At 63.9% G+C, this 15,963-nt stretch carries 18 protein-coding genes; 13 read left to right on the forward strand and 5 right to left on the reverse strand.

Going from position 1 to position 15,963, the window contains the following annotated elements:
* Positions 1–2 precede the first annotated feature (2 nt).
* From CO667_RS03195 to CO667_RS03210, 4 genes are all read left to right on the forward strand, one after another.
* Entirely contained in the window at positions 3–332 is a 330-nt protein-coding gene (locus tag CO667_RS03195) for a cold-shock protein (protein WP_097617030.1), read from the forward strand.
* 212 nt (positions 333–544) lie between these two features.
* Complete coding sequence (locus tag CO667_RS03200; protein ID WP_097617031.1) at positions 545–2,206, forward strand: urocanate hydratase; 1,662 nt, start codon at positions 545–547, stop codon at positions 2,204–2,206.
* 53 nt (positions 2,207–2,259) lie between these two features.
* Complete coding sequence (locus CO667_RS03205; RefSeq protein WP_018495663.1) at positions 2,260–2,502, forward strand: AbrB/MazE/SpoVT family DNA-binding domain-containing protein; 243 nt, start codon at positions 2,260–2,262, stop codon at positions 2,500–2,502.
* Entirely contained in the window at positions 2,499–2,891 is a 393-nt protein-coding gene (locus CO667_RS03210) for a type II toxin-antitoxin system VapC family toxin (RefSeq protein WP_097617032.1), read from the forward strand. The genes CO667_RS03205 and CO667_RS03210 overlap by 4 nt, the downstream gene beginning before the upstream one ends.
* Positions 2,892–2,918: 27 nt before the next feature.
* Here CO667_RS03210 and CO667_RS03215 read toward each other — a convergent pair whose 3' ends face one another.
* Both CO667_RS03215 and CO667_RS03220 read right to left on the reverse strand, forming a co-directional pair.
* A complete protein-coding gene (locus tag CO667_RS03215) occupies positions 2,919–3,305 on the reverse strand; it encodes a VOC family protein (RefSeq protein ID WP_097617033.1) in 387 nt (128 codons plus the stop codon).
* A complete protein-coding gene (locus CO667_RS03220) occupies positions 3,302–4,552 on the reverse strand; it encodes an MFS transporter (RefSeq protein WP_097617034.1) in 1,251 nt (416 codons plus the stop codon). Before CO667_RS03220 ends, CO667_RS03215 begins: the two co-directional genes overlap by 4 nt.
* A 91-nt stretch (positions 4,553–4,643) precedes the next feature.
* Between CO667_RS03220 and CO667_RS03225 the strand changes: the two genes are divergently transcribed.
* A complete protein-coding gene (locus CO667_RS03225; protein WP_097617035.1) occupies positions 4,644–5,522 on the forward strand; it encodes a LysR family transcriptional regulator in 879 nt (292 codons plus the stop codon).
* Between the two features lies 1 nt (position 5,523).
* Here CO667_RS03225 and CO667_RS03230 read toward each other — a convergent pair whose 3' ends face one another.
* Positions 5,524–6,429: a LysR family transcriptional regulator gene (locus CO667_RS03230; protein WP_097617036.1), complete on the reverse strand. Its 906-nt coding sequence runs from the start codon at positions 6,427–6,429 to the stop codon at positions 5,524–5,526.
* A 126-nt stretch (positions 6,430–6,555) separates the two neighbouring features.
* Here CO667_RS03230 and CO667_RS03235 point away from each other — a divergent pair, with 126 nt between their 5' ends.
* From CO667_RS03235 to coaBC, 3 genes are all read left to right on the forward strand, one after another.
* Entirely contained in the window at positions 6,556–7,320 is a 765-nt protein-coding gene (locus tag CO667_RS03235; protein ID WP_097617037.1) for an SDR family oxidoreductase, read from the forward strand.
* A 74-nt stretch (positions 7,321–7,394) separates the two neighbouring features.
* Positions 7,395–8,144, forward strand: coding sequence for an SDR family oxidoreductase (locus CO667_RS03240; protein WP_097617038.1), 750 nt, complete (start codon positions 7,395–7,397; stop codon positions 8,142–8,144).
* 139 nt (positions 8,145–8,283) lie between these two features.
* The gene (gene coaBC, locus CO667_RS03245; RefSeq protein ID WP_097617039.1) at positions 8,284–9,489 is read left to right on the forward strand and encodes a bifunctional phosphopantothenoylcysteine decarboxylase/phosphopantothenate--cysteine ligase CoaBC; all 1,206 of its coding nucleotides are present in this window, start codon (positions 8,284–8,286) and stop codon (positions 9,487–9,489) included.
* Between the two features lie 49 nt (positions 9,490–9,538).
* On the opposite strand, the gene CO667_RS03250 is transcribed toward coaBC, so the two are convergent.
* Positions 9,539–10,351: a class II glutamine amidotransferase gene (locus CO667_RS03250; protein WP_097617040.1), complete on the reverse strand. Its 813-nt coding sequence runs from the start codon at positions 10,349–10,351 to the stop codon at positions 9,539–9,541.
* Between the two features lie 509 nt (positions 10,352–10,860).
* Between CO667_RS03250 and CO667_RS03255 the strand changes: the two genes are divergently transcribed.
* The 4 genes from CO667_RS03255 to CO667_RS03270 all read left to right on the forward strand — a co-directional run bounded on the left by CO667_RS03255 (position 10,861) and on the right by CO667_RS03270 (position 14,892).
* A complete protein-coding gene (locus CO667_RS03255) occupies positions 10,861–11,538 on the forward strand; it encodes a FadR/GntR family transcriptional regulator (RefSeq protein ID WP_097617041.1) in 678 nt (225 codons plus the stop codon).
* A complete protein-coding gene (locus CO667_RS03260) occupies positions 11,535–12,824 on the forward strand; it encodes an MFS transporter (protein WP_097617042.1) in 1,290 nt (429 codons plus the stop codon). Before CO667_RS03255 ends, CO667_RS03260 begins: the two co-directional genes overlap by 4 nt.
* A gap of 123 nt (positions 12,825–12,947) precedes the next feature.
* Positions 12,948–14,480: a carboxypeptidase gene (locus CO667_RS03265; protein WP_097617297.1), complete on the forward strand. Its 1,533-nt coding sequence runs from the start codon at positions 12,948–12,950 to the stop codon at positions 14,478–14,480.
* 10 nt (positions 14,481–14,490) lie between these two features.
* Positions 14,491–14,892: a GFA family protein gene (locus CO667_RS03270; RefSeq protein WP_097617043.1), complete on the forward strand. Its 402-nt coding sequence runs from the start codon at positions 14,491–14,493 to the stop codon at positions 14,890–14,892.
* A 41-nt stretch (positions 14,893–14,933) separates the two neighbouring features.
* Here CO667_RS03270 and CO667_RS03275 read toward each other — a convergent pair whose 3' ends face one another.
* Entirely contained in the window at positions 14,934–15,515 is a 582-nt protein-coding gene (locus CO667_RS03275) for an Lrp/AsnC family transcriptional regulator (RefSeq protein WP_097617298.1), read from the reverse strand.
* Between the two features lie 28 nt (positions 15,516–15,543).
* Between CO667_RS03275 and CO667_RS03280 the strand changes: the two genes are divergently transcribed.
* Complete coding sequence (locus CO667_RS03280; protein WP_097617044.1) at positions 15,544–15,930, forward strand: RidA family protein; 387 nt, start codon at positions 15,544–15,546, stop codon at positions 15,928–15,930.
* Positions 15,931–15,963: the final 33 nt, after the last annotated feature.

A 15,963-nucleotide genomic window follows, 5' to 3' on the forward strand; every position in this document is an offset into this window, starting at 1 on the left:
CCATGACGCGCGATTCCGGTCTCGAAGAACTGATGCGTGAGGAACTCGGCGATCGGCCGGGCCTTGCCGAAAAATCCATGTTCGGCGGCTGGGCCTTCCTGCTGAACGGCAATCTTCTCTGCTGCGCACGCCATGACGGCATGCTGATCCGTCTCGGCAAGGGTAATGACGGCTGGGCGCTGGCGCTGCCTGATGTGATCCAGATGCTGTCGGGCGAGCGGGTGATGCATGGCTGGGTGCGAGGCGGTGCCGAGGTTTACGGCGACGATGTGCTGAGACGGCGTTTGCTCGATGCGGCGCTCGCCTATGTGGGATCGCTGCCGAGCAAGTGACCAACTAGCTATTCCCCCTTCTCCCCAGCGGGGAGAAGATGTCCGAAGGACAGATGAGGGGGTGAGCGGCAAGGCCGCGAATGCGCTGAGCGCAAGCGAAGGGCAATGAATGGTGTGCCGTGCGGCCCCCTCATCCGACCCTTCGGGCCACCTTCTCCCCGCTGGGGAGAAGGGGAAAACGAAAAAACAGAGAGCAAAACGAGGAACCCACGATGCCGAAGGCCAATCCACGTCATCCGAAATTTCCGATTCCCGGCGGGCCGGAACTGCGGGCCAAAGGCTGGCGGCAGGAGGCACTGCTGCGGCTGCTCGAAAACGTGCTCTCCGTCGGCGAGGATCCCGACAATCTGATCGTCTATGCCGCGCTTGGCAAGGCGGCCCGCAACTGGGCGGCGCACAAAGGCATCGTCAAGGCGCTGACCGAGATGGAAGAGGACCAGACGCTGCTCATCCAGTCCGGTAAGCCGATCGGTCTGGTGCGCACCCATGCCAAGGCGCCGCTCGTCATCATGGCGAACTGCAATATCGTCGGGCAATGGGCAAAGGCCGAAGTGTTCTACGAGTTGCAGCGCAAGGGACTGATCTGCTGGGGCGGGCTGACGGCCGGCGCCTGGCAATATATCGGCAGCCAGGGCGTCATCCAGGGTACCTACGAGATCTTCATGCGCATCGCCGAGCGGCGCTTCGGCGGCGATCTCCTCCGCCGGTTCGTGCTGACGGCCGGCCTCGGCGGCATGGGCGGAGCGCAGCCGCTCGCCGGCCGCATGGCAGGCGCTGCGATCCTCTGCGTCGACATCGATCCGGAGCGTGCCCGCAAGCGCCAGCAGATCGGTTATCTCCAGGAAATCGCCCCCGATCTCGACACCGCCCTTCAGATGATCGATGCAGCGGTGAAGGACAAGCGGGCGCTGTCCGTCGGCCTCGTCGGCAATGCGGCGGAGGTCTATCCCGAGATCGCCCGGCGCGGCATCGTGCCTGATATCGTCACCGACCAGACCTCGGCGCATGACCTCGTCTATGGTTACGTGCCGAAGGGCATGAACCTCGACCAGGTCAAGGGCCTGCGCGACGACGGCCAGGGGCAGTTGATGGCGGCAAGCCGCGCCTCGATCGTCGACCATGTGACGGCGATGCTGGAGTTTCAGAAGCGTGGCTCGGAAGTCTTCGACAACGGCAACCTGATCCGCACGCAGGCCAAAGAGGGCGGCGTCGCCAATGCCTTCGACATTCCGATTTTCACCGAAGCCTATCTCAGGCCGCTGTTTGCCCGGGCGATCGGCCCGTTCCGCTGGATGGCGCTGTCGGGCGAGGAAAGCGACATCGCCCGCATTGACGACCTGCTGCTGGAAATGTTTCCCGACAACAAGATCATCACCAACTGGATCCGGCTGGCGCGCGAACACGTGCCCTTCGAGGGGCTTCCGGCCCGCATCGCCTGGCTCGGCCATGGCGAACGCACCGCACTGGCACGACGTGTCAACGCGCTGGTCGCAGACGGCACACTCAAAGGCCCGGTCGCCTTCTCCCGCGACCATCTCGATGCCGGCGCCATGGCGCATCCGAATATCATGACCGAGCGGATGAAGGACGGCTCCGACGCGATTGCCGACTGGCCGCTGATCGATGCGATGATGCTCTGTTCGTCGATGGCCGATCTCGTCGTCGTCCATTCCGGCGGCGGCGGCTATGCCGGCTACATGACGAGCTGCGGCGTCACCGTCGTCGCCGACGGCACGGATGCCGCCGATGAACGGCTCGACCATGCGCTGACCAACGATACCGCACTCGGGGTCATGCGTTATGCCGATGCCGGTTACGAGGAGGCGCTGGATGAGGTGGCGAAGAAGGACGTGCCCTATATCCGGCTTGGTTGAAATGGACCACGATCTGCTATATATCATTGTCATATCCTGCCGAGGACGATGACATGGAAACAGCAAAGATCTTCTGGTCGGGGCGTTCCCAGGCCGTCCGACTGCCCAAGGAATTCCGCTTTGATGGCGATAGCGTCACCATTCGACGGCAGGGCCGTGCGATCATTCTCGAGCCGATTTCCGATGATTGGGACTGGCTTGCCGACGTGGCCGGTCCGGTTGATCAGGACTTTGCGACAGCGGCGGAAGAGAAACCTGCCGGGCAGGAGAGACCCGAACTCGACTTCTTCAAATGAAATACCTGCTCGATGCGAATGCCGTCATTGCCTTGATGAAGGGTAATGAGCGCCTCGTCGCCGAACTGCGCAAACACAGACCGCAAGATTTCGCCATACCGGCAATCGTTGCGCATGAACTCTTCTACGGTGCTTACAAAAGCCTCCGTACCGATGAGAATCTGGTGCGGATCGATGCGTTGCAATTCAATATCCTGGAATTCGACCGGAACGACGCGCGCAAGGCGGGGGAAATCCGCGCGGTGCTGCAGGCATTGGGAACGCCGATCGGACCCTATGACGTCCTGATTGCCGGACAGGCCGCCGCACGCGGCCTCATCCTGATCACCCGCAATCTGCGTGAGTTCGAGCGCGTGGGTGATTTACAAACCGAGAATTGGGAAGATTAGCTTCGATCAAGTCGTCCGGGTAGCGTGTCAGGCAATCAGATTGGAGACTTCGAGGAGGTTGCCGTCGGGGTCTCTGAAATAGACCGAGCGCAGACGTCCGGTCGCGCCGGTGCGCTCGACCGGGCCTTCTTCGATCGCGATGCCTGAGGCCTGCAGATGGGCAATGACATAGGCAAGCGGTGTCTCGGCGATGAAGCAGAGGTCGCCGGAGCCGGGGGTGGGATGGCCCGCCTTGGGATCGAATTCGCGGCCGGCCTGGTGCAGGTTGATCTTCTGGCGGCCGAATTTCAGCGCCTTGCGGCCTTCGGCAAAGGTTTCGACCGACATGCCGAGGATGCGGGAATAGAAATCGCAGGTGGTCCCGATATCGGCGACGGTCAGCACGAGATGGTCGAGACGGTCGATGCGGATCATGCTTTTCTCCTCGCGAGGTGCTGCGCAAGACAGGCGGAAACAAAGGCCAGCCCCAGCATAGCAAGCGTGAAGATAACCACGGCGGCCCAGCCTTCAACCGCGAAGAACCAGCCGCCCACCGAACCCATCAGGCTGGAGCCGACATAATAGGCGAGCATATAGAGCGAAGAAGCGTGGCCCTTGGTGCCATGCGCCAGCCTGCCGACAAGGCCGCTGGCGATGGAATGGCTCATGAAGAAGCCGGTCGTGAGCACTGTTATACCGAGAATGATGACCGGGAGCGAGGCCGCGAGCGTCAGCGCGCTGCCGGCGGCGGTGAGTGCCAGACCGAAGAGAAGCACGGAAAAATGGCCGATCCTGTCTCCGAGCAGGCCGCCGATCGAGGAAGCGCCGATGCCGAAGAGATAGACGGTGAAGATCAGGCCGAGTTCGGTCTGGTTGAGGCCGTAGGGCGGCGCGACGAGGCGGAAGCCGGCATAATTATAGATCGTCACGAAGGAGCCCATCGCCAGGAAGGCGATGGCGAAGATGAAGGGCAACGCCGGATTGCTGAGATGGCCGAGCCAGGCTTTTGCATGAAAGCTCGGATCGAAGCCCGGCCGGCGGACGAAATTGCGTGACGGCGGCAAGAGGGCGATGAAGCCGATCGCGGCGGCAAGGCCGATGGCGCCGATGAGAAAAAGCGCCGGACGCCAAGTGAAATATTCGGCGAAGATGCCCGTCAGCACCCGGCCGGACATGCCGCCGAAGGCCGTGCCGCCGACATAGAGGCCCATGGTAGCGCCAAGGCCGCGCGGATCGATTTCCTCGGCGAGATAGGCCATGGCGACGGCCGGCACGCCGCCGAGAACGAGGCCCTGCAGGGCGCGGATGACGAGCAGCAGATGCCAGTTCGGGGCAAAGGCCGTGGCAATGGTCAGCAATGCCGCCCCGACCAGCGATATCGACATCAGGCTGCGGCGGCCAAGACCTTCCGAAACCGCGGCGGCACAGACGATGGCAACCGCCAGGAAACCGGTGGAGAACGACAGCGATAGCGAGCTTTCGGCCGGACTGACGGAGAATTGCTGCGAGAAGATCGGCAGCAGCGGCTGGACGCAATAGAGCAGCGAGAAGGTGGAGAAGCCGGAAAGGAAGAGCGCCAGGCTGGCGCGGCGATAGGCGCCGGTGCCACGGATCAGGTAGTGTTTTTGCCCTGGGATCGCGGTTGTCTCGGCGGTCTTCGCGGCATGCGCTGACGTCGGCATATGTTCATCCTTCCGACCTCCGATCTAGTCAACGCCGCTCCATTTGTCCAATATATGACACTGGCGATTTCGATAGGTTTTGGAGATGGCGGTGGAGTTGCGGCACCTGAGATATTTCCTGGCGGTGGCGGAAGAAGGCAATTTCACCCGTGCCGCCGCCAAGCTCGGCATCGGGCAGCCGCCGCTCAGCCAGCAGATCCGCGACCTGGAAAGGGAAGTGGGCGCGGCGCTGTTTCACCGCGTGCCGCATGGGGCCGAATTGACGGCGGCGGGCGCGGCCTTCCTCGGCGAGGCAAAAGCCGCGGTGGCGGCTGCGGAAAAAGCGAAGCTTGCGGCGCAAAGCGCCAATCGTGGCGAGACCGGCCGTCTGTCGCTCGGCTTCACCGCATCCTCCGCCTTCAACCCCGTGGTCAGCACGACGATCCGCCGGTTTCGTGCGCGCTGGCCAGAGGTGCAGCTGTCGTTGACGGAAATGAACACGCTGGCGCTGATGCAGAAGCTGGAACGTGGTGAGCTGGACGCCACCTTCATGCGTCCCAGCCTGGACGATCCCGCCGGCATCCGGCTGCGGCGGTTGCCGGACGAGCCGATGGTGATTGCCCTGCCCGCCAGCCATCCCTTGGCACGGCACAGCAAGCTGCCGCTTGCCGCACTGGCGGACGAACCCTTCATCCTCTTTCCCCGGCTCGTGGGCTTGAGCCTCTACGACGACGTCGTGCTCGCCTGCCGCAAGGCAGGATTCGAGCTGACCGTGGCACAGGAGGCGCCGCAAATTTCCTCGGTCGTCAATCTGGTGGCGGCCGATCTCGGCGTCTCGATCGTGCCGGCCTCGATTTCGCAGATCAAGCTCGAAGGTGTGGCCTACCGGCCGATCGAAGGGCCGCCGGCTGTGGCGCGCCTGGCGCTGGCAATGTTGAAAACACACCGCTCGCCGGTCACCGAGAACCTGATGAGCCTGCTCGGTTCGTGAATTAACCTGCCGGATCCCAATAAGGCGGATCGCCGAAACTCTTCTTCAGGTGATCGGCGATAGCGCGCAGCTTGGCGGAGGGGTTTCGACCCTCGGGATGGGCCATATAGATGAATTCGGCCTCCGGCCTGTGGCCGACATCGATTTCGGCAAGCCGGCCCTCGCGAATGGCCGGGCCGGCGATGAAGGCGGGCAACAGCGCGATGCCGAGACCGGCAATGGCGGCGTCGCGGAGCATGTCGCCATTGTTGATGCCAAGCGCCAGTTTCGCGCGGACGACGACCGCGCCCTCCGGCGTCTGGAAGCGCCAGTCGGCAACGCCGCGATTGGTATAGAAGATGCCACGATGACTGTTGAGATCATCAAGCGACGACGGCATCCCCTCGCGGGCGAGATAATCCGGCGAGGCGCAGAGAAGACGGCGGCTATGCGCGAGCTTCCAGGCGACCAGCCTGTTATCGGCGATCGGACCGTTGCGGATGATGGCATCATAGCCGTCCGAGGCGGCATCGACGCGCCGGTCATCGATATCGAGGGTCAGTTCGATCTCGGGATGTTCGGCAAGGAAGGGATAGAGCGCCGGGCCAAGATGCATGCGGCCGAAGGTGACCGGCGCGGCGATGCGGATCGGGCCGGACAATGTTCCGCGCCGCTCGGCCATATCGGCGGCGGCTTCCTCGATCTCGCACACGATGCGCGCGGCGCGCTCCAGGAAGACCGCACCGTCCTCCGTCAAAGTAAGCTTGCGCGTCGTTCGGTGCAGCAGCAGGCCGCCCAGCGATTTCTCCAGCTCCGCCAGCCTTTCGCTGACCACGGATTTGGATAGGCGCAGGCGTCTGGCGGCCTCGCTGACCGAGCCCGCCTCGACCACGGCGACGAAAGCAGCAATACCTTCGATCCTGATCATCGTTCGGCTTTTCCGAATTCGAATTCCACGATCTGGAGACTAATCCGAACGAAAGGAAAATGCCATCTTCCCTTCATCAGAAGGGACGGCAAGGGCCGCCTCACCTCAAACGCAGGAGATGGAACCATGAACCGCTTGAACAACAAGGTCGCAATCGTTACCGGCGCAAGCTCCGGCATCGGCCGCGCCACGGCAAAGCTCTTCGCTGCAGAAGGCGCCAAGGTCGTCGTCGGCGCCCGCCGCGGGCGCGAACTCGACAGCCTGGTCGCGGAGATCAAGGCAGAGGGCGGTGACGCCATCGCCATTGCCGGCGACGTCCGCTCGGAAGATTATCACAAGGCGCTGGTCGCCGCCGCCGTGGCGAACTACAGCAAACTCGACATCGCCTTCAACAATGCCGGCACGCTTGGCGAAGCCGGTCCAAGCACCGCTGTCTCGGAAGCAGGCTTCAGCGAGGCGCTGGCGATCAATCTCACCGCCTCCTTCCTCGCCGCCAAGCACCAGATCGGCGCAATGGTGAAGAATGGCAGCGGCTCGGTGATCTTCACCTCGACTTTCGTGGGCTACAGCTTCGCCTTTCCCGGCGTCGCCGCCTATGCCGCCAGCAAGGCCGGCTTGATCGGCCTGACGCAGGCGCTCGCCGCCGAGTTCGGGCAGCAAGGCGTGCGCGTCAATGCCGTCCTGCCGGGTGCCGTCGATACCGATATGTATCGGGACATGAACGATACGCCGGATAAGCAGGCCTTCGTCACCACCCTGCATGCGCTGAAACGTGTCGCAACCCCCGAAGAGCTTGCCCGCTCGGTTCTCTACCTCGCCTCCGACGATGCGAGCTTCGTCACCGGCACGGCCTCCCTGGTCGATGGCGGCGCCTCAATCACCCGCACCTGACGAAAGCCAGGCGCGATTCCTCCCATTGACCAACAACGGGGTTGCGGCCCAATATCCATCGAAGGAGCTTCATCATGTCACGTCTTCAGAACAAGACTGCCCTCATCACCGGCGGCACCAGCGGCATCGGCATCGAAACCGCCCGCCAATTCATCGCCGAGGGCGCCCGTGTCGTCGTTACCGGCAGCAGTGCCACAAGCGTCGAAGCCGCTCGCGGCGAACTCGGCGACAAAGCGATCGTCATCCAGGCCGATGCCGGCAATACGGCCGGCCAGAAGGCCGTCGCCGACACGGTGAAAGAAGCTTTCGGCACGCTCGATATCCTCTTCGTCAATGCCGGTGTTGCCGAATTCGGGCCGCTGGAACAGTGGAGTGAAACCGCCTTCGACAAGTCGGTTGATATCAACGTCAAGGGGCCGTTTTTTCTGATCCAGTCGCTACTGCCTGTCTTTTCGAAACAGGCAGCGATCGTGCTCAATACCTCCATCAACGCCCATATCGGCATGCCGAACTCCAGCGTCTATTCACTGACGAAGGGTGCATTGCTGACGCTTGCCAAGACCCTGTCGGGCGAACTCATCGGCCGCGGCATCCGCGTCAACGCCGTCAGCCCGGGGCCGATCGCCACGCCGCTCTACAGCAAGCTCGGCGCATCGGAAGCGGATTCCAAGGCGATGACCGCGCAGATCCAAGCCCAGATCCCGGTCGGCCGCTTCGGAAACCCCGGCGAAGTCGCCAAGACGATCGTCTTTCTCGCCTCCGATGAGGCCGCCTATATCGTCGGCAGCGAACTGATCATCGACGGCGGGATGAGCAATCTCTGAACCCACGAAAATGGCGCCGACGCCATGCACGGGACGGCACCCGCCAACGGCGGGCGATGCGTGCCGTTCCCGCGATTGCATGTTCTGCGCCAAAGGCTTAGGGTCAGGGCCGGTCAATAAGGCGACGGGTAGAAAAGCCATGGCTCTCAGCGGCAAACGCATCCTCCTCATCATCTCGGGCGGCATCGCCTGTTATAAGAGCCTGGAACTGATCCGCCGGCTGCGCGAGCGGGGCGCGAGCGTGCGCCCTGTGATGACCAAGGGCGCGCAGGAATTCGTCACGCCGCTGGCCGTCGGTGCGCTGGCGGCGGACCACGTCTTCCTCGATCTGTTTTCGCGGCAGGACGAGCAGGATGTCGGCCATATCAGGCTGGCGCGCGACTGCGACCTCGTGCTGATCGCGCCTGCTACGGCCGATCTGATGGCGAAGATGGCGAACGGGCTTGCCGACGATCTCGCCTCGACCGTGCTGCTGGCGACGAACAGGCCGGTGCTTGCCGCACCGGCGATGAACCCCGCCATGTGGGCGCATCCGGCGACCCGGCGCAATGCCGCGATGCTGAGAGCCGACGGCATCCGCTTCGTCGGGCCGATGGCCGGCGAGATGGCGGAAAGCCGGGAGGCCGGGCTCGGCCGGATGGCGGAACCGCTGGAGATCGTCGCGGCGGCCGAAACCCTGCTCGACGACGGAGAAAAGCCGCTCAAGGGACGCAAGGCGATCGTCACATCGGGACCGACCCATGAGCCGATCGATCCGGTGCGCTACATCGCCAACCGCTCCTCCGGCCGGCAGGGCCATGCGATTGCCGCAGCCCTTGCCAAGCTCGGAGCCGAGGTGACACTGGTGTCAGGGCCGGTGACGATCGCCGATCCGGTCGGCGTCAATGTCGTGCATGTCGAGCGGGCGGAGGAAATGCGCGATGCCGTGCTGGCGGAGCTGCCGGCCGACATCGCAGTGATGGTCGCAGCGGTGGCGGACTGGCGCGTCGCCTCGGCCGCCGACCAGAAGCTGAAGAAACATCCGGGCGAATCCATTCCGACGCTGGCGCTGACCGAGAATCCGGACATCCTGAAAACCGTCGGCCACCATACGATGCGGCCGAAGCTGGTGATCGGCTTTGCCGCCGAGACGCAGGACGTGGAAAGCAATGCCAAGGCGAAACTCGAGCGGAAAGGCGCCGACCTGATCGTCGCCAATGACGTCTCTCCTGCGACCGGGATCATGGGCGGCAGCCGCAACAGGGTCAAACTCATTCGCCGCGACGGCGTCGAGCAATGGCCTGACCTGACGAAGGAAGAGGTTGCCGAAAGGCTCGCGGCGCTGATCGCCAAGCAGCTCCGCTGATCGCGAGCGGCTCAGCTGATCGCGAGCGGCTCAGCTGACGCCGAGCGTTTTAGGCAGGGATAGCGACGCGCTGCGGCTTGGCGGCACTCCGCTTCTCCGGCCGGAAGTCGGCGACGTCGATGCCGTCTTTGCCGACGGTGACGGCGCTACCATCCGGAATTTCCGCCCAGGCATCGCCATCGTCGTTCAGCGGCTCGGACACAAGGCAATAGCCCGCACCGACAGGCGAGGCATAGAGCGTCGGCGCCTTGCGATCTGTGGCATAACGGATCGCATAGAGCGTGTTGCCGTCTGAGAAGGCGGCGGTAAAGCGCAGCAGGATCGAGCCGATGACGCTTTCGGCCAGATCCTCGACGACACCGACCATGTGAGCCATCGCGGCGAGCGGCGCCTCGCGCAGGCCGAACTGCAGCGCCAGCAGGAACATCAGCTCGGAATCGGTCGTGCCGCCGCGGGCGTTGAACAGCTCGTCGTCGAGCATCGCCTCCATCGGCCGGCGAAGGCGCTCGAAGCCTGCGATCTGGCCGTTATGCATGAAGGACCAGGTGCCGTGGGTGAAGGGGTGGCAGTTGTCGCGGCGCGTGCCGCCGCCTGTGGCAGCACGGACATGGGCGAGAAAGAGCGGCGAGCGGATCTGCCGCGCGAGGCTCTTCAGATTGCAATCCGACCAGGCGGGCAGGATGTCACGGTAGCGGCCAGGCTCGGGCCTGTCGCCATACCAGGCGATGCCGAAGCCATCGCCATTCGTCGCGGTCTTGGCGCGGGTGGCGCAATGGGACTGCTCGATCAGCGAATGAGCGGGCGAGGATACCAGCTCCTCGAGATAGAGAGGGTCTCCGCGATAGGCTGCCCAGCGACACATGGCTTTCTTGCTCCGGAACCCGCCGCCGCACCGGCGGGCGTGCTCTAAATTGTCGAACGACGCAGCTAATAACAGCTTAACGCGCCGCCGGTTTGCAAGGGCAAGATGACGATTTCCTAGCGCAAAACATCTTCAAATTCGGCGAACAGCTGTGTTCTCTCGTGAACACCTGCGTTCCGCAAAGACAGCGCATACGTGCATTTCTGCTTGCATCTCAGAAGAATCAGCCTAACTTTAAGCCATCAGCAACAGAACGAAAGGAAGGTGATCCAATGTCTAATGAGATTTCGGACCTCGTAACGGGCATGGGAGAGGTGATGAAAGCGAGGCAGCCCTCGCACTAATCCCCGCCTTCCTGGGGCTGCATAGACAGTCCAGGCCAGTTTGAGGCCAAACTCATGGAAAGGGTCGCCGAGGCGGCCCTTTTTTATTGTCTTGATGTCAGGCGTTGACGAAAGATCGAAATCTCACTACTCATAAAGTCATCAGATGACTTTATGAGTAGTGAGATGCGAGCGCTGAGCAAAACCAATCTCGCGGATGAGGCGATCGAAGCGATCCGCGGCGACATTCTCGGCAAACGCTGGGCGGTCGGCGAGAAATTGCCGAACGAAGCCTCGCTGTCGGCCATGCTTTCCGTCAGCCGCGGCACGGTGCGTGAGGCGGTGCGGGTTCTCGTCTCCCAGGGGTATCTCGAGACACGGCAGGGGTCTGGAACCTATGTGCGCTCGACCAGCGATGCCGGCCGGCCGCTGACCATGGCGCGGCGCGCCAGCCTGCGCGACCAGTTCGAAGCGCGCCTGGCGCTCGACGTCGAAGCGGCCCGGCTGACGGCAGTGCGCAAGACGCCGGCGACCATTGCCGGGCTTCGCAAGCTGCTTGCCGAACGCGGCAGTTACGATGGCGGCGATCAGGCGGCCTTCATCGCGCGCGACCTCGCCTTCCACAAAGCCGTCATCGCCGCTTCCGGCAACCGGGCGATGATCGAGATCTACGATTTCTTCTCGGCCTCGATCGCCGACACCATCGCCGCGACGCTCGGCAAGGATATTCCGGAACCGGATATGCAGGCGCATGCCGCCATCGTCGACGCTATCGAAACCGGCGATCCCGACCGGGCGGATGCGGCGGTGCGCCGCTTCATGGCGCCGGTGCTTGCCGCCCTCGACCGAATGATCCTGTCATGACCATGTCCGCCACCGATATCAACGCACTCGACGCCGCCGACGAACTGCTTGTCGACGCCGAGGCCAGCAGCCTTCCGCCGCCGCAGGCAACAGCGGTGCGGGGTGGCGCAGATCGTTTTCTGCTCGGCGCGAGCCTGGTGCTGATCGCCTTCAACCTGCGACCGGTGTTCTCAAGCGCCTCGGCGCTGCTGCCGGAAATCCGCATTGAACTGGGGCTGAGCGCGCTGGGCGCCAGCCTGCTCACCACCCTTCCCGTCGTCTGCCTCGGCGCCTTTTCGCCGCTTGCGCCGCGTCTTGCCCAGCGCCTCGGCACGGAGCGCACGCTGCTCGGCGTTATCCTGCTTCTGGCGCTCGGCACGGCTTTACGCGGGCTTTCCTCCGTGCCGCTGCTCTTCATCGGCACCGCGCTCGCCGGCGCCTGCATCGCCGTCGGCAACGTGTTGCTGCCGGGGCTGGTGAAGCGGGACTTCGCCGGCCGTGCCGCGCTGATGACCGGCTTCTACACCATGGCGCTCTGCGCCGGCGCGGCAAGTGCCGCCGGGCTGACGCTGCCGATCGAGCATGCACTCGGCGGCTCCCTTGCAGGCGCCCTCGCCATCTGGGCGTTGCCGGCGCTTGCCGTCGGCCTCATCTGGCTGCCCCAGGTTCTTCGGACCGGCGGCCAGGGAAGACGAAACGGCTTCCACGTCAAAGGCCTCTGGCGCGACCGGCTCGCCTGGCAGGTGACGCTGTTCATGGGGCTGCAATCGGCCCTTGCCTATTGCGTCTTCGGCTGGCTGGTTCCGATCCTGCGCGAACGCGGGCTCGACGGCGTTACATCAGGGGCGATCGTGTCGCTGTCGGTGATGGTGCAGGCGGCATCCTGCCTTGTTGTGCCGCATATCGCCGTGCGCGGCCGCGACCAACGGCTGATCAATGCCAGCCTCTGCGGCGTCGCCGTCACCGCCCTGCTCGGCCTGCTGTTTGCGCCGCTGTCGACGGTCTGGTTATGGGCGGTGCTGCAGGGCGTCGGCCAGGGTGGGCTGATCGCCGCGGCGATGACGACGATCGTGCTGCGCTCGCGCGATCCCGATGTCGCCGCCCATCTTTCCGGCATGGCGCAATGCGTCGGTTACCTCCTGGCCGCCATCGGCCCGCTCATCGTCGGCCTCATCCGCGGCTGGACGGGGAGTTTTTCCGGGTGCGCGGCCCTCTTCGTCGCGCTCGGGCTCGGAGCGGCGATCAACGGCTGGAAGGCTGGGCGGGCGATCGAGATCAATGTTCACGCTGTGGAGAAGGCCGGCTGAGCCACTCGCTCACTGGACCTCCCGCTGCCGCGCTCACCGGCCCATCACCATCTCTTGATGCCCGTCGCCGATCGCGGATGCTACGCTATCTCAAGCTCATCCCGCACCGCCGGAGGAGACATGTTGCGTTTACATCTACTGTTTCTGCTTGCCGCACTTGCCGGGTCGCTGGCCCCTGCCCTTTCCCCGGCGCAGGAAAGCGGTCACCAGAGGGCCAATGTCGAGAGCGGTGCGCGCGAGGGCGTGCTGAAGCTGCTGCCGGCCGATTCCGTCACCGAGCACGAGTTGACGATAGGCGGCCGGAAGGTCGCCTATACCGCCACCGCCGGCACGCTTGACCTCTTCGGCCAGGACGGCGCGCAGACCGGCGCGATCTTCTATACCGCCTATGTCGCGAAGGACGGAGGCGCGGATCGGCCGCTGACCTTTGCCTTCAACGGCGGGCCGGGGGCAGCTTCCGCCTTTCTGCATCTCGGGCTGGTCGGGCCCGAGGTGCTCGACTTCGGACCGCAGGGACGCGACGGCGCCAATGCGAAGCTCGTCGACAACAAGCAAAGCTGGCTCGATTTCACCGATCTGGTGCTGATCGATCCGATCGGCACCGGCTGGAGCCGGACGGTGAAGGCGGACGACGCCTCCAATTATTACAACGTCAATGCCGATGCTGAGAGCATCGCCAAGGCGATCGCGCTCTATATCGCTCACAACAACCGCTCCAACTCGCCGAAATATCTTCTCGGCGAAAGCTATGGCGGCTTCCGCGCCGCCAAGGTCGCCTCGGCGCTGCAGGAAAGCCAGGGCATCATCGTCGCCGGCGCGGTGATGCTTTCGCCCCTGCTCGAAGGCCAGCTGATGTTCAATGCCGATCAGTTCGCGCTCGGCGCCGCCCTGGAGCTGCCGTCGCTGGCGGCGGCCGAACTCGACCGGCGCAACGCTTTCGACGAAGAGAAGCAGAAGGAGGCCGAGGCCTTTGCGCTCGGCGACTATCTGACGACACTCGCCGGGCCGCCGCCGACGGGCGCCGATGCCGCGGCCTTCTATGGCAGGATTGCCAGGCTGACCGGCATTCCCGAGGATATCGTCACCCGCAACCGCGGCTTCCCCGGCAATTCCTTCGTCAAACATTCCGACGCCGGCAGTGGCGCGGTGACGAGCCCCTACGACGCCGCCTTTGCCACCCCAGATCCCTATCCGGAATCGGACTACGACCGCGGCGACGACGCCATCCTCGACGGCTTCACCCGCGCCTATGGCGGCGCCTTTGCCGGTTACGCCCGCAACCAGCTCGGGTTCAAAACCGAAATGACCTATTCGCTGCTCGACAGCGATATCAGCCGGCGCTGGGAATGGGGCGGCGGGCGCGGCGGCGGCTCGCGCATGCAGGCGAGCGCCACCGACGACATCCGGCAGCTGCTCGCCTCCAACCCGGCCTTCCACCTGTTGATTGCGCATGGCTACAGCGATCTGGTGACGCCTTACGGCGTCAGCCGTTACGTGGTCGACCATCTGCCGCCTTCGCTCGCCGGCGGCCGCGTCGGGCTGAAACTTTATCGCGGCGGCCATATGTTCTATACGAGGGCCGATCAGCGGGCCGCCTTCACGGCCGATGCCAAGGCCTTCTACGCCACACGGCCGGCCGCTCCGCCGGCGGATTGAGGAATCGCCGATGCATATTACCGGGGGATGCCACTGCGGCGCGATCCGCTACCAAGCGGAGATCGATCCCGAACGGATCTCGATCTGCCACTGCACCGATTGCCAGCGGCTGACCGGCTCGGCCTATCGCGTCACCGCACCGGCGCGGCCGGACAGTTTCACGCTCACTTCAGGCGCGCCGAAAGCCTACACAAAATATGGCGACAGCGGCGGTCTCAGCCGGCAACTCTTCTGCCCCAATTGCGGATCGCCGCTCTACCGCACCGACGGCGAAGGCGGCGCGATCGGTATCCGTGTCGGCAGCATCGACCAGCGGCGGGAACTCACGCCCAGGAAACAGATATGGTGCCGGTCGGCTTTAACAGGGGTGGAGAATATCGAGCACCTGCCGCGCTTTGACGGCGAGGACTAAGGAGACGATTGCGTCTGGACTCGGCAACGTTCGCCCCCAGCCTATTCCGGCAAAGGCGTATCCGGCCAGCTATTGGTGACGCCGGCCTGCACGGGACGCTCCAGATAGGTGGAAAGCGCGATATAGCTGCGGGTGCCGGTAACACCGGAAACGGCATGGATCTGTGCCAGAAAAGCCTCCAAGGCCTGCGGGCTGGCGGTGCGGACCTTGAAGAGCACACTGGCATCGCCCGCGACCGAATGCATCTCCTCGACCTCGGGAAACTGCAGGAGCTGCATCAGCCGCTCGCTCTTGCCCCAGCCGGCCGCCTCCACATGCACGAAAGCAAGCAACGGTTTGCCGAGCGCTGCTCCATCCAGCGCAGCATGCACGCCTTTGATCGCGCCGGATTGCCTGAGACGGCGCACACGCTCATGCACGGCCGGCGCCGACAGGCCGACCACTTCGCCGAGCCTGGCATAACTCTGGCTGCTGTCGGCGGCGAGCGCGGCTAATATTTTTCGGTCGAAGGCATCGATGACCGGCTGCTGCGGGCGTCGCTGCCGAAGATCCTCTGTATTTCTAGTCATTCGGTAAACTCCTCTTCCTGCCGAAAAATGATCGCCGATACTGGCATTCTTCAACAGAATATTCTGAGAGGCAAGAAATCGCATGGAGATGATCGAGCGCAAGCCGGCAAGCGGGATCTATTCGACAAGCCCCGACTACATCCATGCGCTGGAGGTCCGACATCCCTCGCGGCTGCTCTTCGTCAGTGGCACGATGGGTCTCGATGCAGAGGGAACGGCGGCGGCCGATCTCGAAGGACAGCTGGAACTCATCTGGTCCAATCTGCGCAGGATCCTCGCCTCGGCTGATATGACCGTCGACAATATCGTCCGGCTGACGAGTTATCTCCGCGACGGCGCCTTTGTGGAGGCGAACCAGAATGCCCGTCTTCGGGCACTTGGCGGCCGCGCCGTGCCGACCACGGCCATCATCGTCGAAACGCTCAGCGACGACTGGCTCGTCGAAATCGAGATCATCGCTGCCGGATGACGGCAGATTGGCCATCGCACCCAAAGGCGCGAT

Origin of the sequence: Rhizobium sp. L43 (genome assembly GCF_002531725.1) — a bacterium.
In the GTDB taxonomy this organism is placed as follows: Bacteria; Pseudomonadota; Alphaproteobacteria; order Rhizobiales; family Rhizobiaceae; genus Rhizobium.